The sequence below is a fragment of the Alkalihalobacterium alkalinitrilicum genome, from assembly GCF_002019605.1.
GTDB classification, from domain to species: Bacteria; Bacillota; Bacilli; order Bacillales; family Bacillaceae_F; genus Alkalihalobacterium; species Alkalihalobacterium alkalinitrilicum.
Window position 1 is genome coordinate 407,270 of record NZ_KV917368.1, and the last position, 25,612, is coordinate 432,881.

General features: G+C 34.4%; 23 protein-coding genes and 1 other annotated feature. Of the genes, 18 read left to right on the plus strand and 5 right to left on the minus strand.

The window, feature by feature from the left end:
* Positions 1 to 226 precede the first annotated feature (226 nt).
* The 4 genes from BK574_RS02025 to BK574_RS02035 all read left to right on the plus strand — a co-directional run bounded on the left by BK574_RS02025 (position 227) and on the right by BK574_RS02035 (position 2,634).
* Entirely contained in the window at positions 227 to 628 is a 402-nt protein-coding gene (locus BK574_RS02025; protein ID WP_238457916.1) for a MarR family winged helix-turn-helix transcriptional regulator, read from the plus strand.
* Positions 621 to 1,442 carry an MFS transporter gene (locus BK574_RS02030; protein WP_338020577.1) on the plus strand — a complete coding sequence of 274 codons (822 nt, stop codon included), beginning with the start codon at positions 621 to 623 and terminating at the stop codon, positions 1,440 to 1,442. Before BK574_RS02025 ends, BK574_RS02030 begins: the two co-directional genes overlap by 8 nt.
* Positions 1,429 to 1,821: an MFS transporter gene (locus tag BK574_RS29015; protein WP_338020578.1), complete on the plus strand. Its 393-nt coding sequence runs from the start codon at positions 1,429 to 1,431 to the stop codon at positions 1,819 to 1,821. Before BK574_RS02030 ends, BK574_RS29015 begins: the two co-directional genes overlap by 14 nt.
* Before the next feature lie 78 nt (positions 1,822 to 1,899).
* Complete coding sequence (locus BK574_RS02035; protein WP_078427279.1) at positions 1,900 to 2,634, plus strand: TSUP family transporter; 735 nt, start codon at positions 1,900 to 1,902, stop codon at positions 2,632 to 2,634.
* A 327-nt stretch (positions 2,635 to 2,961) separates the two neighbouring features.
* On the opposite strand, the gene BK574_RS02040 is transcribed toward BK574_RS02035, so the two are convergent.
* Complete coding sequence (locus BK574_RS02040) at positions 2,962 to 3,249, minus strand: phage holin family protein (protein WP_238457917.1); 288 nt, start codon at positions 3,247 to 3,249, stop codon at positions 2,962 to 2,964.
* A gap of 102 nt (positions 3,250 to 3,351) precedes the next feature.
* Here BK574_RS02040 and BK574_RS02045 point away from each other — a divergent pair, with 102 nt between their 5' ends.
* The 8 genes from BK574_RS02045 to BK574_RS02075 all read left to right on the plus strand — a co-directional run bounded on the left by BK574_RS02045 (position 3,352) and on the right by BK574_RS02075 (position 11,003).
* Positions 3,352 to 4,449, plus strand: a complete 1,098-nt coding sequence (locus tag BK574_RS02045; protein ID WP_238457918.1) for a CapA family protein — start codon at positions 3,352 to 3,354, stop codon at positions 4,447 to 4,449.
* A gap of 48 nt (positions 4,450 to 4,497) precedes the next feature.
* Positions 4,498 to 4,650 carry a hypothetical protein gene (locus BK574_RS27275; protein WP_158211496.1) on the plus strand — a complete coding sequence of 51 codons (153 nt, stop codon included), beginning with the start codon at positions 4,498 to 4,500 and terminating at the stop codon, positions 4,648 to 4,650.
* Positions 4,635 to 4,934, plus strand: coding sequence for a DUF3219 family protein (locus BK574_RS02050; RefSeq protein WP_078427280.1), 300 nt, complete (start codon positions 4,635 to 4,637; stop codon positions 4,932 to 4,934). Before BK574_RS27275 ends, BK574_RS02050 begins: the two co-directional genes overlap by 16 nt.
* Positions 4,935 to 4,954: 20 nt before the next feature.
* Positions 4,955 to 5,950, plus strand: a complete 996-nt coding sequence (locus BK574_RS02055; protein WP_078427281.1) for an LLM class flavin-dependent oxidoreductase — start codon at positions 4,955 to 4,957, stop codon at positions 5,948 to 5,950.
* A gap of 461 nt (positions 5,951 to 6,411) precedes the next feature.
* The gene (locus tag BK574_RS02060) at positions 6,412 to 6,858 is read left to right on the plus strand and encodes a hypothetical protein (protein ID WP_078427282.1); all 447 of its coding nucleotides are present in this window, start codon (positions 6,412 to 6,414) and stop codon (positions 6,856 to 6,858) included.
* Between the two features lie 126 nt (positions 6,859 to 6,984).
* Positions 6,985 to 7,383, plus strand: coding sequence for an IS200/IS605 family transposase (gene tnpA, locus BK574_RS02065; protein ID WP_078427283.1), 399 nt, complete (start codon positions 6,985 to 6,987; stop codon positions 7,381 to 7,383).
* A gap of 11 nt (positions 7,384 to 7,394) precedes the next feature.
* Positions 7,395 to 8,510, plus strand: coding sequence for an RNA-guided endonuclease TnpB family protein (locus tag BK574_RS02070; RefSeq protein WP_078427284.1), 1,116 nt, complete (start codon positions 7,395 to 7,397; stop codon positions 8,508 to 8,510).
* Positions 8,511 to 8,624: 114 nt separating this feature from the next.
* Positions 8,625 to 11,003, plus strand: a complete 2,379-nt coding sequence (locus tag BK574_RS02075) for an EAL domain-containing protein (RefSeq protein WP_078427285.1) — start codon at positions 8,625 to 8,627, stop codon at positions 11,001 to 11,003.
* A gap of 235 nt (positions 11,004 to 11,238) precedes the next feature.
* Here the strand turns inward: BK574_RS02075 and BK574_RS02080 are convergent, their stop codons facing one another.
* The gene (locus tag BK574_RS02080; protein WP_078427286.1) at positions 11,239 to 11,508 is read right to left on the minus strand and encodes a hypothetical protein; all 270 of its coding nucleotides are present in this window, start codon (positions 11,506 to 11,508) and stop codon (positions 11,239 to 11,241) included.
* Positions 11,509 to 12,061: 553 nt separating this feature from the next.
* On the opposite strand from BK574_RS02080, the gene BK574_RS02085 reads away from it, so the two are divergent.
* From BK574_RS02085 to BK574_RS02105, 5 genes are all read left to right on the plus strand, one after another.
* On the plus strand, positions 12,062 to 12,523 hold the full coding sequence (locus tag BK574_RS02085) for an RNA polymerase sigma factor (protein WP_078427287.1): 462 nt from the start codon (positions 12,062 to 12,064) through the stop codon (positions 12,521 to 12,523).
* Positions 12,524 to 12,526: 3 nt separating this feature from the next.
* Complete coding sequence (locus tag BK574_RS02090) at positions 12,527 to 13,729, plus strand: hypothetical protein (protein WP_078427288.1); 1,203 nt, start codon at positions 12,527 to 12,529, stop codon at positions 13,727 to 13,729.
* A 21-nt stretch (positions 13,730 to 13,750) separates the two neighbouring features.
* Positions 13,751 to 13,969 carry a hypothetical protein gene (locus BK574_RS02095; protein ID WP_078427289.1) on the plus strand — a complete coding sequence of 73 codons (219 nt, stop codon included), beginning with the start codon at positions 13,751 to 13,753 and terminating at the stop codon, positions 13,967 to 13,969.
* Positions 13,970 to 14,171: 202 nt separating this feature from the next.
* Complete coding sequence (locus BK574_RS02100) at positions 14,172 to 16,919, plus strand: PAS domain S-box protein (protein ID WP_078427290.1); 2,748 nt, start codon at positions 14,172 to 14,174, stop codon at positions 16,917 to 16,919.
* Positions 16,920 to 17,340: 421 nt separating this feature from the next.
* Positions 17,341 to 18,564 (plus strand): M20 family metallopeptidase, encoded by a 1,224-nt coding sequence (locus BK574_RS02105; protein ID WP_142247864.1) that lies wholly within the window; start codon positions 17,341 to 17,343, stop codon positions 18,562 to 18,564.
* Between the two features lie 87 nt (positions 18,565 to 18,651).
* Here BK574_RS02105 and BK574_RS02110 read toward each other — a convergent pair whose 3' ends face one another.
* The 3 genes from BK574_RS02110 to BK574_RS02120 form a co-directional block, all read right to left on the minus strand.
* Entirely contained in the window at positions 18,652 to 19,515 is an 864-nt protein-coding gene (locus tag BK574_RS02110) for a GerAB/ArcD/ProY family transporter (RefSeq protein WP_158211497.1), read from the minus strand.
* Between the two features lie 231 nt (positions 19,516 to 19,746).
* Entirely contained in the window at positions 19,747 to 20,802 is a 1,056-nt protein-coding gene (locus BK574_RS02115; RefSeq protein ID WP_218970527.1) for a hypothetical protein, read from the minus strand.
* Positions 20,803 to 21,354: 552 nt separating this feature from the next.
* Complete coding sequence (locus BK574_RS02120) at positions 21,355 to 22,917, minus strand: 2-isopropylmalate synthase (RefSeq protein ID WP_078427294.1); 1,563 nt, start codon at positions 22,915 to 22,917, stop codon at positions 21,355 to 21,357.
* A gap of 40 nt (positions 22,918 to 22,957) precedes the next feature.
* Positions 22,958 to 23,188, minus strand: a binding site (T-box leader).
* Positions 23,189 to 23,600: 412 nt separating this feature from the next.
* On the opposite strand from BK574_RS02120, the gene BK574_RS02125 reads away from it, so the two are divergent.
* A complete protein-coding gene (locus tag BK574_RS02125; protein WP_078427295.1) occupies positions 23,601 to 25,577 on the plus strand; it encodes a TRAP transporter permease in 1,977 nt (658 codons plus the stop codon).
* Positions 25,578 to 25,612: the final 35 nt, after the last annotated feature.

Genomic DNA, 25,612 nt, shown 5'->3' on the forward strand with positions numbered 1-25,612 from the left:
AAAATGGATAAAATGAGTAGGAGTTTGTTTTGGTTCAGTGGGAATGTATATTTCATTGATGCATCATCTGAAGACAGTTTGATTTTAAAGAGCAGACTAAAAACGAATGAATCTAATCATATTGTGTTATAATTACCTAGATAACTATTTAGTTACCTAGGTAATGTTTTTAGAAAGGGTGTTTATTATCGTTACTGACTTAAAGATGTTTCACTCATTACACCAATTGTCCCGTCTCTTAACAAAACGAGCAAATAAGGCACTTCAGCCATTTGGTTTATATAGTGCTCAATGGTCTGTTATTTTTACATTGAAAACGAAAGGCACATTAACACAAACAGAGTTGTGTGAGTATTTAGCTGTCGAGGCCCCGCCTTTAACACGAAACATCCAACGATTAGTAAAAAAAGAAATTGTAAGACAAGTAAGTGGAGAGGATAAAAGGATGAAGTTAATTGAACTCACCGAAAAAGCTCATCAAGAGTATCCAAAGTGGGAAAAAGCGATAACAGAAACAAATCATAAGTTACTTGAACATTTTCCGAAAGACTCGGAAGAACAGTTAGATCAGCTTTTATCACAATGGTTACATATTATAACCTCCAGAAAGGAACTTAACGATGAGTAAACCAATCCTTTGGACTAAAGATTTTATATGTATTACATTATGTAATTTGTTCGTTTTCCTAGCTTTTTATTATTTAATTGTTACCTTACCGATCTATACGATAACGGAATTAAATGGAACTGAAACAGAAGCTGGATTGATCATTACGTTATTTCTAATCACTGCTATCTTTATACGTCCATTTGCAGGGAAATGGGCGCTTTCAATTGGAAACAAAAATATTTTATTTATAGGTCTATTTATATTTATCATCTCTTCTGGTTTGTATCTTATATCGGATTCCGTATATTCGATGATGTTTATTCGGTTATTACACGGTGTAGGGTTTGGGATGGCAACAACCGCAACGGGTTCGATTGTTGCGAACGTAATACCTGATTCAAGAAAAGGAGAAGGAATGGGATACTACTCGTTGTCATTTAATATTGCTGTCGTTTTAGGCCCTTTCATAGGATTAACTGCTATCTTGCAATGGAGTACAGTTACGTTATTTTCTATCGTCGCTATAAGTAGCTTTGTAGCTTTAGCGATGGGGTTACTAGTTTCAAAGGAAAATCGTAAAATTCCAGAAGCTATGACAGGTAACCCACAAAAACATAAGCTTTCAATTGTTGAAAAAACAGCGATTCGTATTTCAATTGTAGCAGCAATATTTGCTATTATTTATTCTTCCATTTTGTCGTTCGTACCTGTATATGCTGAAGAAGTAGGTTTGATAAAAGCCGCTAGTTATTTCTTTGTGGTGTATGCTGCTATCATGTTACTTTCAAGACCTTTTACGGGAAGATGGTTGGACCAATATGGTTGCAAATAAAATTGTTTATCCGTGTATTATCATATTTGCTGTTGGTATGTTTCTCTTAAGTATGTCCACGACGACTTTCGTGTTTCTTTTGTCAGCTGCATTAATTGGCCTCGGATGGGGGACGCTTTTTCCGACATTTCAAACGATATCTGTTCAAAAAGCACCAACAGAGCGTAGGGGCTTGGCCATGGCAACATTCTTATCTATTTTTGATCTAGGAATTGGTGTAGGCTCTTTTATTGTCGGGATGATCGTTGCCCAAGTAAGCTTACATTCACTTTATTTCTACAGTTCATTCATTCTTTTACTCGGAATCGCTCTATACAATTTTATGCATGGTCGATATGTGGTGAACGAAATGAGTGTTGAAAATCAACGCGCTGGTTAAGTGCTACCGAGGAGTCTATGATAGAAGTGTAATAAGTTCAAATTAATTAAGGATGAATGGTACTAAGGAGAGGTCAGCATGGTTTGGGAAGTTCTTTTTGTTTTTTTTATCGTACTGTTTGGAGGATTTATTCAAGGAGCTAGCGGCTTTGGTTTTGGCCTCGTGGCGATGGGATTACTTCCAATTATGTTTTCTTTAAAGGATAGTACGTTACTTGTGATTTCATTATTGTTAGTAGCTTCGGTTAGTATTCTTTTAAAGATTTATAAATATATTGAATTAAAAGGTTTACTGTTGATTGTGAGTTCCGCGCTAGTTGGTAGAATTCTGGCATTTTTTGTACTAAATACTTATGGAGAAATGGATTTTTTAAAACAGGTCTTGGGCTTCTTTCTAATTGGTATGGTGTTTTATTTATATTTTAGTAAAGCAAATTCCTCCACTGCGTCAGCGATGAATCCTTTTACACCGATCGTCCTTGGATTATTAGGTGGCTTAATAGGAGGGGTCTTTGCGGTGGGGGGCCCGTTTTTTGTTTTTTATTTTTTAATTCTTTATAGTGACAAACACAAATATAACGCCAACCTTCAAATAACGGTAGTGCTTACATGTTTATTTACAATCATTTTACATGGTATCAACGGTGACTTTAATTCTACTTTTTCAATCTATTTCTTAGTTGGTTTTGTAGGGGTTTACATTGGTACAATGCTTGGACTTAAGTGGTTTGAGAAACTACCAAGTCACTTAATTAGGAAATTAGCAATGATTATGGTCTTAGCTTCGGCTGTAAACTTAATTTTCTTTAGTTAATGTTTTGATTGCACCTAAATGAAGCCTTTCTAGTAGAAAGGGAATGTTAAAAAAAAGTTCGTACGGTAGATTAGGATTGGATACTCCTAATAAAAGGAAGGATATGAACCTAAAGAAAACTTTCACAGCAAATACTACCCCAAATAAAAGGAAAAGCTCATTTAAAAACGGTTTAGTAGTTGTTTTTTTCTCATCCATGATATAAAAGACGTATCTATATTGGAACGCGTCAGGAAATAGATAGGAAAGGATAAAATAAATCCACACAACTTAAAGTTGTGTGGATTTAAAGTGAATTTTGTTCGAATCTAATGGCAAGGTAAAGCTTCACTTTATCGTTTTTTTATCTGTTTCGGACCTCTTAGTAAAAGTTTGTTTGTATGCTTGATGAGTTGTAATGGCTGCTCCAGTGGCGATAATTCCATTGGCAATCCCTTGGATTGTAAATCCAATAGTAACTATTCCTGAAATAATACCTGCGAACAATAATAGCCATAAAATCATCCAATCTTGTATTTTTGGTGTTCTTTTTAGGATGTTTCCAAGGATCATTAATGCTGGGACAACAATTAATAGTTGAGGATGTACTTGTATCTGTGAAAAAAACTCTACCAAGTGAATTCCTCCTTTTTTCTATATATATTCACAAAGTAAATCTAGTGTTATGATGGAAGGGAAATAGACATGTAAATATTTTAATAGAGAGAGGTAAACGGCGTGAAAAAGATCATTAGCTTTGTTCTGTTTATATTTTTAATGGGGTGTAGTGAACCAGCTATGGTTGAAAAGGAAGTAAAGAATTTAGCATTGAAAGCTGATGATGTGGTATTGGAGAAAGACTTGGATGAAACTGTTCCAGAGTTCTTACGAAAACACAGTGAACCAGTTGAAATCATCTTTGTTGGAGACGTGATGATGGAGATGTCGTTAAAAAACACAATCAACTCTAAAGGAGTAGATTATCCCTTTATACATGTTAAAGACGACATCTTACAAGCAGATTATGCGGTTGCTAATTTAGAAACAGCCATTACAACTTCGAACAATTCTTATGCCAAACAATATAATTTCAAATCCAATCCTAAAAAGCTAGAAGGGTTAGTCAATGCTGGTTTTGATTTAGTTTCATTAGCCAACAATCATACGCTCGATTACCAGGAAGAAGGTTTACTCGACACGATAAAATATTTAAGAGAATATGGTATCGAATATATTGGCGCTGGAAAAAATAGTGAAGAAGCTTATGCGTCTCACGAAGTTCTATTAAACGACCAAAAGGTTAAATTTTTAGCATTTTCAAGGGTTTTACCAGATGTATCATGGTATGCAACAAAGGATAAACCTGGAATTGCCAGCGGATATCAAGAAGAACGAGTAATAGAGATTATCGAAAAGGAAAAAGAAAATACAGATTACGTTTTGGTCTATATGCACTGGGGCATTGAAAGAGCTAGTCGGCCAGAACCGTACCAACGAAATTATGCGAAGAAAATGATTGATGCTGGTGCTGATGCCATTATTGGTGCGCATCCCCATGTACTACAAGGATTTGAATTTTATAATGGTAAGCCAATTGCTTACTCCTTAGGGAACTTTCTCTTCCCAGATTATATAACGGGGCCAACCGCAGAGACAGGTTTATTAAGTATTATTATTGAAGATGGAGAAGTAAAGATGAAGTTTAACCCGTTTTATATCGACAACGATGTGATTGTTGATAAAGGAGATGATTATCGTAAAAGAATGTATAAGTATTTGGAAGGTATCTCATATGATATTTTCATTGAAGATGGAGAAATCAAACCAATAAACTAAAACTCTAGTTTTCTTTGTAGCTGTTATGCAAGAGAGGCACGGTTCATTATGGAAAATCAACTTAAAATGGATCAACTATTTATTCAGTTTGATCACCTTAACGGCTATTATAAAAAGCAGTATGGTTTGATTGTAGTGAATACCTATGATATCATGCACTTAATATTGGATAAGGGGTCGAAACGATGGTTAATGAAGTAATTTTAGACGATTTAACATTGCAAGTAACAAACTATAAAGAAGAAATAGTGGTTAATCAAACAGGAGAACCTCTTAAAAAAATTAATATTGCTTTTAAAGTAAGAGGTGGCGAGGAGTATCATGATGTTACAAGTCATTTATATAAAAAGACTTTTGATGTAAAAGTTCCTCAAAAAGGAATACAGTTTAGAGCAACGATTTATAACTATTCGACTTCACGAACCGATTTTTCTAATGAAAGATGTATGGCAGATTTCCAATTATCTTTACTCGAGGTACAGTAGACCATGAAGGAATATATAGAATGAAATTAAGTATTTTAGATCAATCGCCGTTATCTTCAGGGAAAACTGCAGCCCACGCACTTCAAGCATCGATGGAACTTGCTCAAGTCGGTGAGAGGTTAGGATACTCCCGGTACTGGATTGCAGAACATCATGATTTTTCTGGTTTATCGTGTTCAGCTCCTGAAATAATGTTAGGGTATATCGGGGCTAACACAAAAAAGATTAGAATTGGAGCAGGAGCCGTATTACTTCCTCACTATAAGCCATATAAAGTTGCTGAGGTTTTTAATATGTTGGCAACTTTGTTTCCTGGACGTATAGACTTAGGAATTGGACGAGCACCGGGTGGTTCGGCGGAAGTTACGATGGCGCTTTCAGATAAATATTTGCAAAAAGTATATCAGTTACCAGATGCCTTTAAAGAATTACTTCATTTCTTGAAGGATGATTTTCCTTCAGACCATATGTATTCAAAAATATCTGCCTCCCCGTTACCGACCGAGTCACCACAACCATGGGTACTTGGAACGAGTGCTAAAAGTGCAAAACTAGCCGCAGATAACGGAACAGCATATGCATTCGGTCATTTTATGAGCGATAAAGATGGTCCTCAGATTATGAAGTCATATATCGAGAATTTTAACTCGAGCTCAAACTTACTCAAGCCAGAATCCATCATAGCTGTTTCAGCCATTTGTTCAGAAACGACAGAAAAAGCAGAGCAACTTGCTTTAAGTGGTTTGTTATGGAAAATTCAGTTAGCTAAAGGTGAAGGAAAGAAAGGTGTACCAACAGTAGAAGAAGCTGAGAGCTATTCTTATAATGAAGCTGAATTAAAAATGTTTCAAGAAATGAAGAGTAAAATGGTAATAGGTAATCCGAAAGAAGTGAGAGAGCAACTTACTGATTTACAAAAAAAATATCAAGCGAACGAAATGATGGTTGTCACCATTACTCACTCTTATGATGATCGATTGGCTTCCTATGAACTTATAGCGAACGAATGTTTATAATCATAAAATTTTGCACATCAGTCCTTGAAGGTATTGATGTGTTTTTGCCGTCAGATCTTTTAGTGAGGGATAAATTTCCAGTAACAACCAACACTAATAAACACAAACGTTGCCAGGTCCTGTGGCAACGTCTGTGTGATTGTGGGCCTCGACTAACATTCATTTTATCAAGTGAATGGAGTAAAAATGTTTGATTTAAACATAGTAAGCCTTTACCAATAGGTAGCCTATAATCCCTAAATTCATTGTGTTAAAATTAAACTCGGAAATAGTAAAAAAAGCCGAACCTCTAGAAAACAAAACGTTAGCTTTTGATCTATGACTAGTTATTATTTTAAAAACTAAATTGGTCGTAAATAGGGTATTTAACATTGTTTTCTATGGTTTCTTTCAAAGGTAGACTTCACAGATAGGAGGGAGGCTATTAGGGGCTTGTTATTACATAAGCGCTTAAGAAATTTATGATTTGGAAACTGGTACCTGATTGGATTGTAAAGTTGATAGGGCGTATTTCTTATTCAAAAAAGTTTCTGCTGTTTTTTGTTGCTATTTTTGTACCAATGCTTATTGTTATGCTGATTTTATATTCTGAAATTAAAGGACAAATTAGTCAGAGTGAAACAGAGCGTGAAGCTTTGTTGTCATTGCAAAATGTTGCTGAACTTTTACTCCATACCCAATATCATCGAGGTTTAAATCAATCTTATATGAAAGGGTATGATGAATTTAGTGAAACGATACGTGAGAGGCAAGAATTAGTTGAATTAAAAATAATAGAAATCGAACAACAAATCGAAAATCATAAGAATGATTTTTTTGATATAGACACATGGAACGAAATAAAAACTCAATGGGCGGAAGTTAAATTAACGTCTTTCCGAAAGAAGTCTCCCTCTTCAAGCGTGTGAAGGGCGTAGCCCAACGGTAAGGGGGAGATGAATTTCGGTTGGGCTTTAGCCCAAAGGCTTTTTTCTTTTGTCTTTTTTCTCGTTATGTTATAATCAGTCTTATAAAGAATAAGGATTGATATAACAATGAAGTTAGATAGTAATAACCATTCAGTATTCTTGATGTATTATCACCTTGTATTAGTTGTGAAATATCGAAGAAAGGTCATTGATGATACTATTTCAAACTATGCAAGAGATAAATTCGTGTCGTTGAGTGAGAAATACAATATTACATTAGTCGAGTGGAACCATGATATTGACCATGTACATATTCTTTTCAAAGCACAACCTAATAGTGAATTGTCCAAATTTATCAACGCCTACAAAAGTGCAAGTTCAAGACTCATCAAGAAGGATTTTCCTCATGTTCGTAAAAAGTTGTGGAAAGAAATGTTTTGGTCAAGAAGCTTTTGTTTATTGACTACTGGTGGTTCGCTTATTGAAGTGGTGAAAAAATATATTGAAAATCAAGGAATGAAGTGAGGTGATTTGATATGGCTAAACAAAACAAGGCTTATAAGTTTCGACTGTATCCAACAGATGAACAGGCTTTGATGATACGCAAAACTTTTGGTTGCGTTCGTTTTGTCTACAATAAAATGTTAGCCGAACGAAAAGAAACGTACGAAAACCTGAAAGATGATAAAGAAGCATTGAAAAAGGTGAAGCATCCCACTCCTGCTAAATATAAAAAGGAGTTTGCATGGTTAAAAGAAGTAGACTCATTAGCCCTAGCAAATGCACAACTAAACTTGAATAAGGCATATAAAGCATTCTTCAATCGTAATGCAAAGTTTCCAAATTTCAAAAGTAAGCGACATAACCAAAGCTACACAACGAATGTCGTAAATGGGAATATTCAGTTGTTGGATGGTCATATCAAATTACCGAAACTAAAAATGGTGAAAATCAAACAACATCGAAACATTCCTTCTGACCATACAATCAAATCTTGTACAGTTTCTATGACTTCATCAGGAAAATACTATATTTCCATTCTCACAGAGTACGAAAAAGAGATTAAGAGTAAGGACATTGAAAATGTTGTAGGTTTAGATTTTGCGATGAATGGGTTATTTGTTGATAGTGAAACAGGTAAGAAAGCCAATTACCCACGTTTCTATCGACAAATGATTGATAAATTAGCAATTGAACAACGTAAACTTTCTCGCAAAAAGAAGGGGTCCTCAAATTGGAACAAACAACGTATTCGAGTGGCTAAAATCCAAGAAAAAGTCGCCAATCAACGAAAAAACTACTTACATCATCAATCGAAAGCATTAGTTACATCTTATGATGCGGTTATTATCGAGGACTTGGATATGAAAGGGATGTCACAAGCTCTAAAATTCGGGAAAAGTGTCGCTGATAACGGTTGGGGAATGTTCACTTCTTTCTTACACTACAAGCTAAAAGAACAAGGGAAACAACTTGTCAAAATAGATAAATGGTTCCCATCTACTAAAACTTGTTCGAGTTGTGGTTCGATAAGAGAAATACGATTATCGGAACGTACCTATCAGTGCGATTGTGGGCTAAATCTTGATAGAGATTACAATTCGGCGCTAAATATCAAAAAAGAAGGCATACGCTTATTAGCAACTGCCTAATGCAAATATAAACTCTTGGAACAAGAGGGTTAGCTTGGTCAAATTCGTCAGCTACCAAAAGTGGCGATTACCCAAGAAGCCCCCACTTCAAACAACCCGTAAGGGTGGTAAGTGGTGGGTAGTTCACACCCTGATCCACAAATGAATCGTCTTAGCAATGCAATTAATGAAGATTTACTTTTGGGAACAGAAAAAATAGGCCAATTACGTTCGTTTTCATCAAGAATCAGTCTTGAAGAGACACTAACTGAACAGGAGAAAAACGAGTTATTATTGATGATTGGCGGTATTCAATTATTTATAGATGACTTTGAGATGAAAACCTATTATTTAAGTCATTATAATCGAGAGCAAAATATATTATACGAGAAGCAACAATTCATTAACGAAACTGTTATGTTTTTGGAATTGCTTAAAAGTGATGACTTTTTATTAAAAGATACGGAAGTGATTTTTAACCAGGCGACAGCAGCCATAAATAGGGGCTTTCTGTTATATGAAAAAGGTAATTTGATATTACTCGATCATCTTAATGAAATGCAAAAGTCGTATCAAATAAAACAAATCATTTTGTTTTTAATTATTATATTTTCTATTTTGTTAATATACCTTTTCTTTGGAGGTGTATATGTTTCAGTTATGCAAACGATACAAGCACTACAAACTGGAACATCACAATGGATCAAAGGTGATTTACGGTCAAGAATTCAAGTGAAGACGAAAGATGAGTTAAAATATGTTGGTGATTCCTTTAATCAACTTGCTGGAAATTTCGAAAAAAATCTTGAAGAAAATCGACGGATACAACTAGATTTACAACATTCACTTAAGAAAAATAATCAATTAGCGACAGCAATAAATAACTTAGAAATTGGAGTCATAATAACCGATCCAATACTACCAGATAATCCAATTACCTTTGTAAATGCTGGTTTTGAAAAACTAACTGGGTACAGAGCAGAAGAAGTGATTGGTCGTAAACCTAGTCGTTTGCAAGGAGAAAAAACGTCAACCAAAGCAAAAAAACGAATAAGAGAAGGAATTAAAAACAGAGAATCTTTTTCTATTGAGATTTTAAACTATAGGAAAGATGGCGAGCTGTTTTGGAATTTATTAAGCATTACACCTGTTTATGAGGATGGGAAATTAGTAAATTTTCTTGGAATTCAAACGGACATTACAAAACAGAAAAAAGCCGATGAAAAGATTTATTCACTCGCATACGCTGATCAGTTGACTCATTTGCCAAATCATAACAGGTTACAAATGATTGTAAAGAAAAATATTAAATCGTTGATGCAGGAAGCGACAATTCTTAGATTAGATGTAGCGAGATTTAAGAATATTAATCATGTGCGAGGCTTTACTTTAGGGGATTTCACATTAGTAGAACTTGCGAAACGATTAGAACATATATTGACAGGAAAAGGGGGTTTTTCTCGTCAGTATGGTGATAAATTCACTATTTATTTACCACATATATCCAATAAACAAGAGGTAGAGCAAATATTAAAGGAAATTCATAAACAATTACATGAACCATTTAAAATTGATGGTTATACGTTTTATCTAGAGGTATCTATTGGTGTGAGTCAATTCCCGAAAGATGGAACAGACTTTATTACACTCATGCAGCATGCTGAAGCTGCTTTATTCAAAGCGAAAGGCACCGATGGCCACTTCTATGTGTATTATCAATCGGAAATGCACAAAAATTTTCACGAGGAATATAGCATAGAAAATAATTTAAGAGTAGCAATTGAGAAAGAAGAACTATTTTGGACTTATCAACCAAAGCAAGATTTAAAAACGGGTATCATTACAGGAATGGAAGCTCTTATTCGTTGGAACCATCCTGAATTAGGGGTCATTTCACCTTTTAAATTTATACCAATCGCTGAAAAAACAGGGTTAATTTATCAAATTGGAGAATGGGTTCTGCTTGAAGCGTGTAAACAAAATAAAAAATTTCAAGAACAAGGTTTACAACCGCTAATAGTTTCAGTTAATATTTCAGCCAAACAATTCAGTAATAAGGAATATTTATTAACTACGATCGATCGAATAATAGAACAAACAAAGTTAGACCCTAAGTATCTAGAGATTGAATTAACAGAAAGTGTATTTCAAAATCCTGCAATAGTTGAACCTGTTTTAGCAGAAATCAAAAAACGACAAATCCAAGTTTCAGTTGATGACTTTGGAACGGGTTATTCATCGTTAAGTTACTTAAAATTATTTCCAATCGATGTGTTAAAAATCGACCGTGCATTTATTAAAGACCTTTTAGAAAATAATAATGATCAAAAATTAACCAAATCAATGATTGAAATTGGACATGGCTTAAGTTTAAAGGTTATAGCTGAAGGGGTAGAGACAAGTCGTCATATTGAGCTATTAAAAACGATGAATTGTGATGAAGTCCAAGGGTACTATTTGGCGAAACAATTAACAGCCGATGAGTTTGTGGAGTTTATGAGGATGAATAACTAAAAGAAGAGCGTGACGCAACTACTCGAAAGTTTGCACGCTCTTTTTTTCACTGGTGTGTGTTTAAGAATATTCATCAAACGGATAACGATCATATTTTTCATACGGATAGTAACTAGAAGACTCGATAAACGGATAAGCTGGTATATCTCGCTTCGCTTTCTCTAAACTTGCTCTAAAATCGTCTAGTTGGTAATGAAGCTGATTTAACTGTTGTTCTTTTTGTAACCATATTTTTTTATAATGTCTTGAAGTTAGTAGAAGAATGATAAGCGGGATCCCGCCAAATAAAAAAAGGTTGAAATCCTTCCTTTGGTGCGATCCAAATGAAAAATAGAAAAATAAAAGCCATTAAGAGCCATAGGACGATAAAACAACACATAAGCAATGGACTTTCTAAAAAGCTTTCGATTTTTTGTTTTTCATAGAATATCTGACGGGAGCGATTTATCATGGCATAGTAACGGTTTTTAATTTCTTGGTCGGACATGTCTCTGATGTTTTTCATCGTGAACCCTCACTTGCTATATAGTATGAATATGTGTATTCACTAGGTTAACCAACTAGTAATCTCGAAAGGTGTCCGAAGAACTGAGAATAAAATGGCTGTAAAAAAGGCTCTTCACTAAAGGATAACGTAAATAAATTAAATAATAAAGAACTTCCAGAGCAATAATTACTCTCAAAACATATTAAGAACATCAAAGCGGAAAAAAGAAAATGATAGAAGTGTAAGGCGAGAATAAGGGGGATAACGATCAACTCTTCATCATGTTACATGAAACATGACTTAACACGTGTTTACTCAAACGAGTGCGTGTTTTTTTGCGCTAAGTTTACTTTAGTGAATGGATATACTAGTGTATGATTGGAAATTTAATTTTTTTAAAATATTTTTCAAACACTTTGCCTATTTCATCCGTTATCTATATGAAAGATGCAAAATACAAGTGCACATGTTCCTGCAGGACAAATCGTGAGCTTTTGGAAGTGAAGAAAAACTCACTCCCTATCGATCAATTCTATGTAAAACAAAAATGAGTAAAAAGTGAGTGGTACAAATGGAAACGAGTGAAGTGTATGAGAAATTAAAAGAAGATCTCCATCGTTTTGCTCGGTCAATTGCAAGACATGAACAGGAAGCTAATGATCTCGTGCAAGAGGCTCTAGTTAAATCCTTAAAGGAAGAACAATTATATAGTTTACCTGATTACAAGCAACGCGCCTGGTTTTTTCGGGTCATGAAAAATCAATTAATTGATGATCGCAGAAAAGAAAAAAGGGTAATGGCCTGGGAGGAAGATTTCGACTTTCCAGTACAAGCGTTAGCAGTCAATCCGATAGAAGTCACAGAATTACTCTCTCATTTACCGCGGGAATTAAGTGACTTGATCTTTAAAAAGTATTGGCTCGGATTATCTAGTAAAGAAATCGGTAAACAATTAGGTCTTCCCGCCGCATCGGTACGGTATAAGCTTCAAATTGCAATCAAGCGTTTACGAAAAATTATAGAGGAGAGATAAACCATGAATCAACAAATTGGAAATGTAGGACTTCTTAATCTAATGAATGCGACAGAAGATAGTATTAAAGGAATTGAGAGAATAGAAAATATCGGAATGGTTATTTATCGAAAAGAAAACGCACACTTATTATCTGCATTAAGCATTGGTAATATCGGAAAAAGCATGGAAGTTCCTGAAGGCTATAGTCTTTATAATGGCATTTTATATATTGATGAGTCGTATTTGTGCTCAATCAATCAATCAACTCAACTGCTTGTGAATGGGATGGTAATTATCGATAAAAATGTAAAAACCGAGCAGTTAAATCAAGAATGGTTACAGCTTATGGTGAATGGGAAAGTATATAGTCCAACCTTCCTTGCTGGTGCTGTAAGTCAACTTCTTTCGAAAGCTTCATTAGTTATTGAGACGTACGAGGAAGAACCCCCACGGATTGAAAATGGTGAATTTACGATGACGAATTCTTTTCTGTTATCGATGGACAATCCATTACATTTAATTGTGAATGGGAAACTTCAATTAGCTCAAGATTTAGATATGAATCTTTTTGATGAAAAAATCAATAAACTAGAAATCAATGGACTAGCTTCGATTTATGAAGAGCAGGAAGCGTACTTGTATAAAAAAACCTCCTCTTTAACGTCTAGTGTCGTTCGAGTTATACCAACTGGCTTTGAACAAGTAAAAAAACAATTGAGGCTAAATGCAAAATCCATTCGACGCTTAAAAAAAGCAAAACTATTTACAAAGAAACCGATTGTTATAGAAAGTGATGTGACAAGAGAAGCACTCACTCAAGCAATAGAAAAAATAGATTCAACGTCGGTTATCGTTTGCCATGAAGAAGTAGAAGACTTAGTGTTTGAGTGTTGTGTGCAACTGGAAACAGAAGTGTTATCGTATGAGCATAAGTTTGTCTATATTGAAGGGGAAGAAGAGTGGTCGAACCATCAATTTCTTGCACTTGATCAACCTGCCAATTTTATCGTGAATGGACAACTTACACTTGATCTGGATGTTACTGAAGATGTGCTCCGTGAAAAAATGTTAACTTTAGATATTTTTGGTGAGGTCATTGTTCCTGAGAAAAAATATAAAGGATATTTTCAAAACGTTATTCGATTGAATACTGGAACGGTTAAAGAAAAAGGTAAAATGGAAAAGTCTCACTTTTTAGATAACGTCGGGGAACTCTCGTTATAAAATGTCGTGGAGGGGATTAAATTGATTTATTTCAAAGAAGGCCTTGTAAAAGAAAGTATTCCTGAGCGACAAAAGGAAGCTCAGGAATATAGGATATTAAAGCAAATGAAATCGAATAAAAAAAGAAGGACAGCTAGTATATGGAAGTGGATGATAGCTACTCATAGTCTGCTTATAGGTACGATCAGAATTAAACTAAAACTTCGAACATCAAGTACAATGTGTAAAAAAATTAAATAATTAAACATAGGATAGGCAAAGTGGAATGAACCACTTTTCTATCCTTTTTACTCTTCAAAATAACAGATATTTTAGGTAGAGTTAGATTGTTTTGAATTTTTCTTTTAAAATTGTTATAATTTGTAAGTGCTTTTATCATAAAACTTATAACTGTGTGTAATAAAGAATAGAATGAGTTTGTTAATAGAGGGGAGGGTTCTTTATGGAAGTTTATAAGGGTAAAAAACACATTGATGGTGAATATGATTATGTTTTGTTCAAAGAGAAACTATTGGATATGTATACATCTGTCGTAGCTGAAATTACAAAAGGTGAAAATCTGCCTGCCATTTTAGAACAGATAACTCGTAAATTAAAAACGATATTTAATTCAGAAATGTTCTGTTCAATTTTATTAACGGATGGTGGAAGAAAACTAATATTAAACGACACGACAAGTGGCTTAGAACTCCTAAAGGAAGGTCTACAATCGGCTTTAGCAGAGAAGCGCAATGCTGATCAAAGTAGTACGTTCATTTATAGTAAGATCGAGACGGAGCGTAGTTTTGATGCAATTCGTGATCAACTATATAGACTCGGCATTTGTGCTTATTGGTCTACCCCTATTTCGAGTGCTGGAAAAATAATCGGTTGTTTGACTATTTTCCACTCAAACCTAAAAAATCCAACCACTTTTGAGAAACAGGCCATGAAGGACAGTGCTAGCCTTTTGGCTCTTTCGATTAATCAAGTTAAACGGAATGAATTCCTAGTTCAAGTAAAAGAAAGTGAGGAGCGTTTCCGATCATTCTTAGAATATAATCCGATACCCACTTTTGTTTTTTCGCGAGATGGAAAGGTGATTGACTATAATAAAGTCATAAAGCCTATATCTGGATACGAAAGAGAAGAAATTGTAGGTAAAGATATAATTTCGTTTGTTCAACCTAAAGATTTTGATAAAGTGAAATATCATTTTAATGAGGCTAATAAAGGGAAGATTCAAAAATTCGAATGTGTTGCTAAGCAGAAAGACGGAGGTGAGCTTAACTTAAATGTAACTTTTCTTCCGTATACGATTAATGGTAATGTTGAACGGATCTATGGATTTGCTCGTGAATCGACATATGAAAAACAACTTGAATTACAATTATTAGATACATATAAGGAAATCGAACAATTATTTATCAATCATGAAGGAATGATTTTTAAATTTAAAAAGAAAAATGACCAATTTATTCATACGTTTGGAGACGGTCAATTACTACGAAAATTAGGTTTACGGAAAGAAGATTGTATTGGAAAATCATTATACGAGTTCCTACCAGCTGAAACCGCTGCCCAGAAAGTGGTTTTCTATGAACAGGCATGGAACGGTAGAGAGATAACCTATGAGGGTGAAATTAATGATGTTCGCTATGTTGCATCGCTTAAGCCTTTGTTAAAGGAAGGAAAAGTGGTTGAGGTTATCGTTACTTGTAATGACATTAGCGAATTAGAAAAAGTTCATGAAGATTTAAGAACAACAAAAGAATTACTCGAGTCTTTTATTGAAAATACAGTCGATGCAATCGCAACTATTGATCTGGAAGACAATATTACTACTGTTAATCAGGCGTATGTAGAGATGTTTGGGTGGCAAGAAAAAGAATTAATAGGGAAAAAAACGCAAGTCATACCAGATGAATATAAGGATGAATATTTTCACTTTACCAATATGGCTTTAGCAGGTAAAAAGGTACAAATTGAAGAGACTATTCGGCGAAAAAAAGATGGCACATCATTTTCAGTTAGTATTACGAAATCTCCAATTAAAGATAAAAATGGTGTGGTAATTGGTGCTGCATCGATTATTCGCGATATAACAGCACAAAAAAGAATTGAGCAACAACTCGAAGAAAATAAACAGCGTTATCAATCGTTATTTTACGCCAATCCTGATTTAGTTTACAGTTTAGACATAAATGGAGTATTCCTCAATGTAAATCCTGTTGTAGATAAAATAATTGGATATGCCCCTGAAGAATTAGTAGGAAAAAAATATGATCTATGGGTTGACAAAAAATCGTTAAAGAATACAAAACTGTACTTTAAAAAAGCGTTAAAAGGAGTATCACAAACATATGAAACAATAGTAAACCATAAAAATGGACATAAAGTTACTTTAAAAGTAACGAATGTTCCAATTGTTATAAACGAAGCAATCGTTGGAGTGTTTGGGATATCAAAAGACATAACAAAAAGAAAAAGAACAGAGGAATATATTCGGAAAACTGAAAGATTAACCGCTATTGGAAAGCTTGCAGCAGGGATTGCTCACGAAATACGAAACCCGTTAACGTCTGTAAAAGGTTTTTTACAGTTTATGCGAGAACAAAGTAATGATAAAAGTTATTTTGATCTCATGCTCGTTGAAATAGACCGAATTGAATTGATTACAAATGAATTTCTAATTTTGGCTAAACCTCAAGTGAAAAATTATAATTATAAGTCAGTAGATTCCATTTTGTACAGTTTTCTTCCTTTAATCGAAACACAAGCTATTTTAAATAATGTTCAAATAGTGACTGAAATAGAAAAGCACCTTCCAAACATTTATTGTGATGTTAATCAAATTAAACAAGTCTTTCTAAATATTATAAAAAATTCAATTGAATCGATGTCCAACGGAGGAGAAATTAAGATTACAGTTAAAAAAAGTCATGAGTATATTTTAATTTCAATCAAAGACCAAGGGTGTGGGATCCAGCCAGATCGGCTTAGAACGATAGGTGAGCCTTTTTATAGTACGAAAGAAAAAGGGACGGGTTTAGGATTAATGGTTAGTTTTAATATTATAAAGGAACATCATGGTGATATTCACATTCAAAGCGAGCTCGAGAAAGGTACACAAGTCAATATCCTTCTTCCTTATAGCGAGCAAACCGTCAGAGATTTCTTAACAATTGATAGTGACTTGGATATAGGATGATTACAAATAAATTTATTTGAACAAAAAGACCAACTTCAAAAATATGAAATGCTCCCCATTGTTAGGCACCTATTACCAATGGGGGACATTTTTCCATTCATTCGCAACAACGGCAGTAATATCCCCCCACTTCAAGACTTCGAATAATCACAAGAGGATAATTGGGGGATATTACTACCAGTAAATGCTAGAATTGCAAAAAAAATATAGTAGTGTAATAAAATATTAGATTTCAATGAACATAACTACTAAAGAATGGACTGGAAAATTAAAGAGTTTACAAAATTTAAGGGGAATGAATTTTCAAAAAACGGTTACTATTAACAATAAAATCTATTATAATTTAGTGAGGCGAAACATTGCTATTTATTAATTTATATAATCATCAAGACAATATATTGCTATAGAATGAGGGATGACATTGGTTACAAACCTATTAAAACGATTAGAAGAAATTTATCCTGAAATGGTAGAGTTAAGAAGATATTTACATCAAAATCCTGAATTATCATTTGAAGAAGTGAATACACCCATTACAATCGCTGAGTATTTAGAAGAATTAGGGGTAGAGGTCAAACGTAGTGTTGGTGGGCGAGGTGTTGTAGGTATAATTCGTGGAGGAAAACCAGGAAAGACAGTTGCTATTCGAGCTGACTTTGATGCGTTACCGATCCAAGAAGAAAATGATATTCCATATAAGTCAAACGTCCCAGGCGTTATGCATGCATGTGGACATGATGCGCATACAGCGACACTTTTGGGCATTGCGAAAGTATTTATGGAAAATCGTGAGGAACTCCACGGAAATGTTGTATTAATTCATCAATTTGCCGAAGAAATATCTCCTGGCGGGGCAAAACCAATGATCGTAGATGGTTGTCTTGATGGCGTTGATGCGATTTTCGGTACACATATTTGGTCAACAATGCCAGTCGGCAAAGTGTCTTATTGTTCAGGGCCTGTTATGGCAGCTGCTGATGCATTTGATATAGAAATCATTGGAAAAGGTGGGCATGGTGCGGTACCTCATGAAACCATTGATTCAATTACGGTTGCTGCTACATTTGTTACGAGTCTTCAGCAAATTGTTAGTCGTAATATTGATCCATTAAAATCGGCAGTCATTAGTATAGGATCGTTCCATGCTGGGAATGCGTTTAACGTAATCGCCGATAAAGTTAAAATTAACGGTACCGTTCGTACATTTGATCCAGAAGTTCAGGATCAAATAATTGAAAAGTTAGAACGGTATTTAAAAGGAATATGTGATACTGCTGGGGCAACTTATAAGTTTGACTATCGAAAAGGCTATCCAGCTGTAGTAAATCATGAAGAAGAAACGATGCATTTAGCAAAAGTTGCAAAGACCATTGTAGGGGAAGCTAACGTGAAACAGATGGCACCGATGATGGGCGGAGAAGATTTTGCTTACTACTTACAACACGTACCAGGAACTTTCTTTTTTACTGGAGCTGGAAATGAAGAAAAAGGAATCGTTTACCCACATCATCATCCGAAATTTAATTTAGACGAAAAATCGATGCTTATCGCCGCAAAGGTGTTAACGAAAGCTGTCTTTGAATATATGAAGGACGGTGCTTTAGTAAATGGGAATGAAAGAGATGTTGTACAGCAAACAACGTAAACTTCATATGGTGGTGTAAAGTGAGTTGAACTAGATATAGATGGTAATAAATAGGCTTAAGCCAGCTGATGCTATGACTGGCTTAAGCTAGCCATTATTGTTCTTGAGCCAAATGGTTAGAAATCCATAAGTTAATGCAGTTCCAGTTAATGTAAAACCTAAAGGGACAAGTAAATCCGCAGAATATCTTTCCAATTCACTCAAATTATCTGGGAAAAATGTAAGGATAAAAGAAATAAAGACAAGGGTTGGCAATAGAAGAGGCGCCTTTTTGTCTTTTAAAAATTCATCCTTAATGACAAGAACAGTAATTAACATACTAATAGTAACGGTAGTAAATAGCGCTAATATCCAGACTGTTAAAAAAATTGAATCTAACCGTTCAATAAAGCCACCAGGAACTTCGAGTGTTTTTACAACTTCCATTAATGGGAATGTTGTTGCTTTCGTGATTTCAAAGCCAAGTACACCATAAGACAAAATAATGATGATCATGTAAATGAATGGAATGGTAACAGACACTAAGTTAATAGGTAGAGAACGTAGATCCTCTTTTTTAAAATAAGCCATAAGCATGAAAAAAAAATAAAGACCACCAACAAAAGGGTGAGAGGTAGAAAATGAACCGTTGAAAATTGGAATTATTCCTTCAGATAAAACAGGAGTGATTTCGGTTGGATCAAAATGTATCCCAGCAAACAAAAACATCCCGAATAGTATAACTAAGATAATAGGTAACAGCATTATATTAATATGAATGACTCCTTGTACTCCTTTCGAAACACAATATGTAACTGTCAATAAGAAGACACTAACTATAATTTCAACGGGTGTATCATCTAATAGAAATGAGTTAACTGTTATCCCTAAAACTCTAGCTACTAATGCAATTATGAAAAGATTATGTATGCTTCCTAAATTTAATGAAACAAATGTTAATGAGAACTCCAAATGAGACATCCGGAAATGATTGATATTTTGCACTTATTTTATCACTCCGTAAGATAACTTTTGTATGTGAAATAATCTAACAATGGGCTATTTTTCCTATTGTTAGGCAAAAGTTAAGTCCTTATACGAAATGGTAAATTAAATAAGCAGATTACTCTACATCCATCAAGTAGGTAAAGTGGATATGGAAGATATTTGGTTAATAACAAATTCCATATACATATTAATTTATTATTGCACAATAAATTTACTTAGTAACAAAATGTACAAAACACTAAGTACGGTCATAATCAAAGTGAAAAGCCAATTGTTTTTAATCCCTACATAAAAGGATGATCGATTGACAGCTTCGCTAACGATTAGATTTAAAGGGTTGGTAGGACTAAGTACTGTTGAAAACGACCAACTAACCATCATCGTAAACGCTAGATATTCAGAAGATAATCCGAGGTCTTGAGGAGAAATTTGAATTAAAAAAGGAATTACGAATATAGCTGGATGAAATCCGACGATAGAAAAAGTAATAACACTAAAAATTATCATAAATAATAGCAGAGTTGTTGATACATTTGAGATAGAAACTAAGAAATCTATCATGAAATTAAAAACAGGAGTATTAACGATTGCGGTAGAAAATATGCCGGCGCTTATAAAAATAATAATTTCATTATTCATTTTAAAAATATTTCTGGAATGATAGATTTGGACATATCGTTTAAATTTCCTAGCTTTTCTTTGTACAGCAGCTAATAAAATAGATGAAGTTGAAGCCACAACAGCAACAATTAGTAAAACGGGTAAAGTAGTTAAAAATTCTATTATTAGGACAAGTAACATTAAGGTACAAATTACGCCAACCATCTTTATGAGTGGAAACAAATGATGGTTTTCGAATTTAGGTTCGTTTTCTTCCAGACTATCCATTGAAATAGCACGCTTGGAAATTCTAAAAATAAAGTAGCCAATTAATAATTGAACTATAGCAAATGGAAATGCAATCTTTATGTAATTAATAATTGAAAGGTCTAAGTAAAAAAGGACTAAGGCAACAGAAGAAAAATATGGTGACCATAAAACAACTGTAGAAAATCCTCGTAGATAGACGTTTGATACAAGATCTGATGATAGATGGATCTTGGAAACTGTTTCATCAATTACTCTTATTGCACCTAGATTAAGGACAGGTCCAACAAAAAATATACTAGAGGTAATTTTAAAATATTGTTTAAATGGTGTGGAGCGATTAAGAGTAAAAAAAGCTTTGAGTGATTTAATATACCCATTCATTTTAAAAGGTATAGAGATTAAGGGTACTAAGGTTAATAAAATGATGATAGGGATGTTTAAAATAATACCGTCTATTAAGTTATTTATTCCTCTTTCGAAGTAGAAATTGCAGGAGATACCTAGTATGAATAATAATAGGCTAAAAACTTTTGACAATAATTTAGCCTTTCTAAAATATAGTAGAAAAACAAAACAGGACACTATAGATAGGGTTACTTTTAAGCTAAAAAACTCTAAAAAATAGTATAGAAAGTAGAGAACAATTAACACAATTAGGAAGAGCCCTTTTGAATCATGAAGTTTTTTACATAGCAGGTTAATTCCATGTTTCAATTTTTTGTTCTCCTTTCTAGTCATGTTTAGACTCTATTTGAAAATAGTAGAGGCTGACTCAGGCAAAGATCTGGGGAATATAATATTATATGTTATTATTTGTAATTTTGAGTCTTATACCGTGAGTAAAACTCAGGAGTACAGATGAGTCAGCCTCGGATAATTTAATTTTTTTAGCATCAAGAATAATGAAACAGATCTAATTTTTCTAAAATAGAATTATGTCGTTTTCACTTCATAGCCATTAATCACTTTTTCGTTGGTTTCACTTACATTAATAATTCGATTGATGGCATCAATATAAGCTGTGGTACTTGCTACGATAATGTCCACATCCATGCCTCTGCCTTGGAATATCGAGTTACCTGAACTCACTTTGACAAACACTTCACCTAGTGAATCCTTACCTTGTGAAACAGATGTTATTTTATAGTCTACCAATTCAACATCAAGGTTGATAAGGGTATCAATCGCATTAAAGATAGCATCGATAGGGCCGTTTCCTTTGGCGATTCCTTCAATGACTTGTTGATCTTTCCCGTTTATATTTACAAAAGCTCGATATTGCTTGTTATTTAAGACTTGTAGACTTACATCCTGGAATGATAGATAGTTAGTGCCTTCGTTAGGCTGTTCACTTTCTAACAGTGCAATGATGTCATTATCAAAAATTTCTTTCTTTCTGTCTGTTAACTCCTTATATTTTGTAAAGATTTCTTTTAGTTGTTGATCGTCTACATGATAACCAAGTTCCTCATATCGTTTCTTCAATGCATGACGGCCTGATAGTTTTCCGAGTACAAGCTTCGTTTCTGAAAATCCAACACTTTCTGGTTTAAGAATTTCATACGTTGATTTGTCTTTGATTACCCCATCTTGATGAATACCAGAGGAGTGCGCATATGCATTACCACCAACAACCGCTTTATTAGGCGGGATAGAAATACCTGTTAACCTACTGACTAAGTTGCTAGTTTTAGCAATTTCTTTTAAGTTGATGCCAGTTTTTCTTTGATAATGTTCACTTCTTGTTTCAATTAGCGCTGCAACTTCTTCTAATGCTACATTACCAGCTCTTTCACCAATTCCATTGATACACCCTTCGATTTGCAGCGCACCAGCCTTCATTGCTGCAATGCTATTACTAAGGGCTAGACCAAGATCATCGTGACAATGACAGCTTAATATGACTTTTTCGATTCCGCGAGTATGGTTCAAAATATATTGAAATAGTTCTGTATATTCCTCTGGGGTAGTGTAACCTACAGTATCAGGGAAGTTTAATACGGTTGCACCTGCTTCAATCACTTTTTCTGAAATCTCACGTAAAAACTCAAGTTCTGTTCGAGTAGAATCCTCACATGAAAATTCAATATGGTCAAAAAACTGTGAAGCATAAGCTACACTTTCAACAGCTTTATCTACGACTTCTTGCTTTGTCATACCTAACTTACGTTCACGGTGAATAGGGGAGGTAGCAATGAAGATATGAATTCCAACATTCGTAATTCCTTTAAACGCTTTTACCACTTCGTCAATATCATTTTTGTTCGTTCGTGCAAGACTAACAACTAATGGCTTATGGACAGCTTCGGCAACGGCTCTAACCGCTTTCGCATCTCCAGGAGAAGCTGCTGCAAATCCAGCTTCAATGATATCAATCCCTAATTTTTCTAATCTTAATGCAATCTTCACCTTGTCATTTTCATTAAGGTTTACACCTGGCGTTTGTTCACCATCTCTTAACGTCGTGTCGAAAAGTATCACTTGGTCTTTTTTCATTTCTTCTCCTCCTTTTAAATAAAAAAAAACCTTACTTTCCTAGAGGGACGACGAATCGTGGTACCACCCTCTTTTACTGTTGTCTTACGACTAACAGCCTTGGTAAGTAAAGGTTTACTTTGCATTGTAACGGTTTGCATACCGGTCCTTCTTACTTATATGTTCAGAAGGCATCTCTAAGGCGAGAAAGAAATGGATCTTCACCTGTTTTCACCAACCACAGGCTCTCTGAAAGAAGATTTACATTTCTGCTCCTTGTCATCGACATTTTATAATTTGAAAATTTAGAAATATCTTACTATATAACCATATATGATTTCAATGGTTTTCTAAAAAAAACATTTATTAAATTATTATTCAAAGCTATTTTTATTGATATACCAATACTTCCCAAGTGGGGAAACTGAAAATATTTTTTTAGGTAGAGTTAATAACATTTAAATTTTTAAAAAATTCTGTTTACTTTTAATTTTAAGGTATGATATTATTACCTCAAGATATCGAAATAAGATAATCGGTATCGTAATACGATAACTCTATAACTTCGTTTTCAAGAGAGCAACTAAGAGAATTTTTTTTTTGAAGGGTATGGAAGCGGTTACAATTCACATATGGAATTTAGAGAGGGGGACTAAACTCAACTTAGTTATCCAAATTTGAAAACAAGAGAGGAGGATAATAGTTTGGTAAACAACCAAGATCTCAAAAAACTGGAAGAACAAAAAGCTATCGAAAAATTAAATGAAGAGGCACCTGATCCAAAGCAAAGGCAATTTCAATCATGGTTTGGCAAAGTTGTTATGTTTTTAGCTTTTGTCTATGCGATGTATCATGTCGTTACAGCATTGATGCCTTTACCGAACTTAATGCAAAGAAGTATTCATGTAGGGTTTGGGTTAATTCTAGCATTCCTTTTATACAAAACCCATCAAAAAACGAAAATAGGAAACCGAATTTCTATAGTTGACATTCTAGCTATATTAATAGCAATTTTATCTACCATTTACATCGTAGTTAACTACCTCGATATCATGAGAAATCCTTCTTCATCAACTACTCTAGGATTAACTCTTGGATTTCTATTATTGCTCATCATCTTAGAAGGAGCTAGAAGGGTTATGGGGATGGCCTTCCCAATAATCGCTATCATTATGTTAGGATACGCCTTTCTAGGACCTCATCTTCCATCGTTTCTTGCACACAGGGGTGTATCATTCACTCAAATGTTCCAACAATTATATCTTTCGCCTCTTGGATATTTTGGGCAGGTAACTGGGGTGATCGCTTCAGTCATTAGTGTCTTTATCATATTTGGCTCTATATTAATTGTTACTGGTGGAGGTCGAACCTTCATGGATATAGCCCTTCTTATTGCGGGAAAAAGAACGGGTGGACCTGCTAAAGTAGCCGTTGTATCAAGTGGTATGTTTGGACTTATTAACGGTAGTGCTGCCGCTAATGTTGCAGTAACAGGAAATTTTAATATTCCAATGATGAAAAAACTAGGCTATAAACCAGCGTTTGCTGGTGCTGTTGAATCTACTGCATCGAATGGGGGACAATTAGTTCCACCTATAATGGGAGCAGCAGCGTTTGTCATGGCCGAAATTATTAACACCCCTTACTCTGAAATTATTAAAGCAGCGATAATACCAGCGATGTTATTTTATCTAGGAGTATTAATGAGTGTTCATTTCTACAGTAAAAAGAAAAATATTAAAGGATTACAGGACTCGAGTGAAGTTCAGTCAGCTAAAGAAGTGTTGAGGTTTTCCAAATTGATACACTTATTTGGACCAATTGCTGCTTTTCTATATTTTATTGTGAGAGGTTTTACTCCGCAGAACGCTGGGTTTTGGGCGATTGCGATAGCTGTAATTTTATTTTTAATCTTTGACAAACAGTCAATTGTGACGAAATTTGGGAAACTTTATAAAGGTTTTGTTAACGGGGGAATTGGCATTATTATGATGGCTATTCTCGGTAGTACAGCACAAATTATTGTTTCTGTACTCGGCCAAACAGGTCTGGGAGTAAGATTTTCATCAATCATAGCAAATATTAACGATGTAAGCTTATTATTTGGATTGATTGTTGCGATGGTGATTGCTATCATCCTTGGAATGGGCATACCAACAGTTGCCGCTTATGTTGTAGCTGCTTCAGTATTAGGGCCACCTTTAGTATCGGCAGGTTTAGATCCGATCACAGCACATCTATTCTTATTTTATTTTGCTCTAATATCTGGGATAACGCCGCCTGTCTGTACTTCGGTATATGTAGCCGCTGCAATTGCCAAGGCCAACTGGTTACGCACATCATTTTGGGCACTTCTTATTGGATTAAGCGGATTTATCATTCCGTATATGTTTGTTTATGGTAATGAACTACTTCTGAACGGTACCGTAGGCGCTATATTAATAACTACTTTAACTGCAATGATCGGGGTAATTGGATTATCGGCAGCAACGATGGGATATTTGATCCGTGATAATAAAGTTTACGAAACAATCATTTTAGCCATTGGCTCATTGTTGTTAGTTATACCACATGTTGCTTTAGATCTTATAGGGTTTCTACTAATTTCTATTATCTTTGTTGTTCAATTCATCAAAAATAGAAAAAGTGTAATTTCTGGAGTTGGAACTGTCAAAGCATAAGTTCAATTTTTTTCAATAAAAAATAACGAGTTAGA

What these genes read in the sequence shown, in the direction of transcription:
- BK574_RS02030 (WP_338020577.1), top strand. Translation starts at nt 621, where the DNA reads ATGAGTAAACCAATCCTTTGGACTAAAGATTTTATATGTATTACATTA.
- BK574_RS29015 (WP_338020578.1), top strand. Translation starts at nt 1,429, where the DNA reads ATGGTTGCAAATAAAATTGTTTATCCGTGTATTATCATATTTGCTGTT.
- BK574_RS02035 (WP_078427279.1), top strand. Translation starts at nt 1,900, where the DNA reads ATGGTTTGGGAAGTTCTTTTTGTTTTTTTTATCGTACTGTTTGGAGGA.
- BK574_RS27275 (WP_158211496.1), top strand. Translation starts at nt 4,498, where the DNA reads ATGGAAAATCAACTTAAAATGGATCAACTATTTATTCAGTTTGATCAC.
- BK574_RS02050 (WP_078427280.1), top strand. Translation starts at nt 4,635, where the DNA reads ATGGTTAATGAAGTAATTTTAGACGATTTAACATTGCAAGTAACAAAC.
- BK574_RS02055 (WP_078427281.1), top strand. Translation starts at nt 4,955, where the DNA reads ATGAAATTAAGTATTTTAGATCAATCGCCGTTATCTTCAGGGAAAACT.
- BK574_RS02060 (WP_078427282.1), top strand. Translation starts at nt 6,412, where the DNA reads ATGATTTGGAAACTGGTACCTGATTGGATTGTAAAGTTGATAGGGCGT.
- tnpA (WP_078427283.1), top strand. Translation starts at nt 6,985, where the DNA reads ATGAAGTTAGATAGTAATAACCATTCAGTATTCTTGATGTATTATCAC.
- BK574_RS02070 (WP_078427284.1), top strand. Translation starts at nt 7,395, where the DNA reads ATGGCTAAACAAAACAAGGCTTATAAGTTTCGACTGTATCCAACAGAT.
- BK574_RS02080 (WP_078427286.1), bottom strand. Translation starts at nt 11,508, where the DNA reads ATGAAAAACATCAGAGACATGTCCGACCAAGAAATTAAAAACCGTTAC.
- BK574_RS02085 (WP_078427287.1), top strand. Translation starts at nt 12,062, where the DNA reads ATGGAAACGAGTGAAGTGTATGAGAAATTAAAAGAAGATCTCCATCGT.
- BK574_RS02090 (WP_078427288.1), top strand. Translation starts at nt 12,527, where the DNA reads ATGAATCAACAAATTGGAAATGTAGGACTTCTTAATCTAATGAATGCG.
- BK574_RS02100 (WP_078427290.1), top strand. Translation starts at nt 14,172, where the DNA reads ATGGAAGTTTATAAGGGTAAAAAACACATTGATGGTGAATATGATTAT.
- BK574_RS02115 (WP_218970527.1), bottom strand. Translation starts at nt 20,802, where the DNA reads ATGAATGGGTATATTAAATCACTCAAAGCTTTTTTTACTCTTAATCGC.
- BK574_RS02120 (WP_078427294.1), bottom strand. Translation starts at nt 22,917, where the DNA reads ATGAAAAAAGACCAAGTGATACTTTTCGACACGACGTTAAGAGATGGT.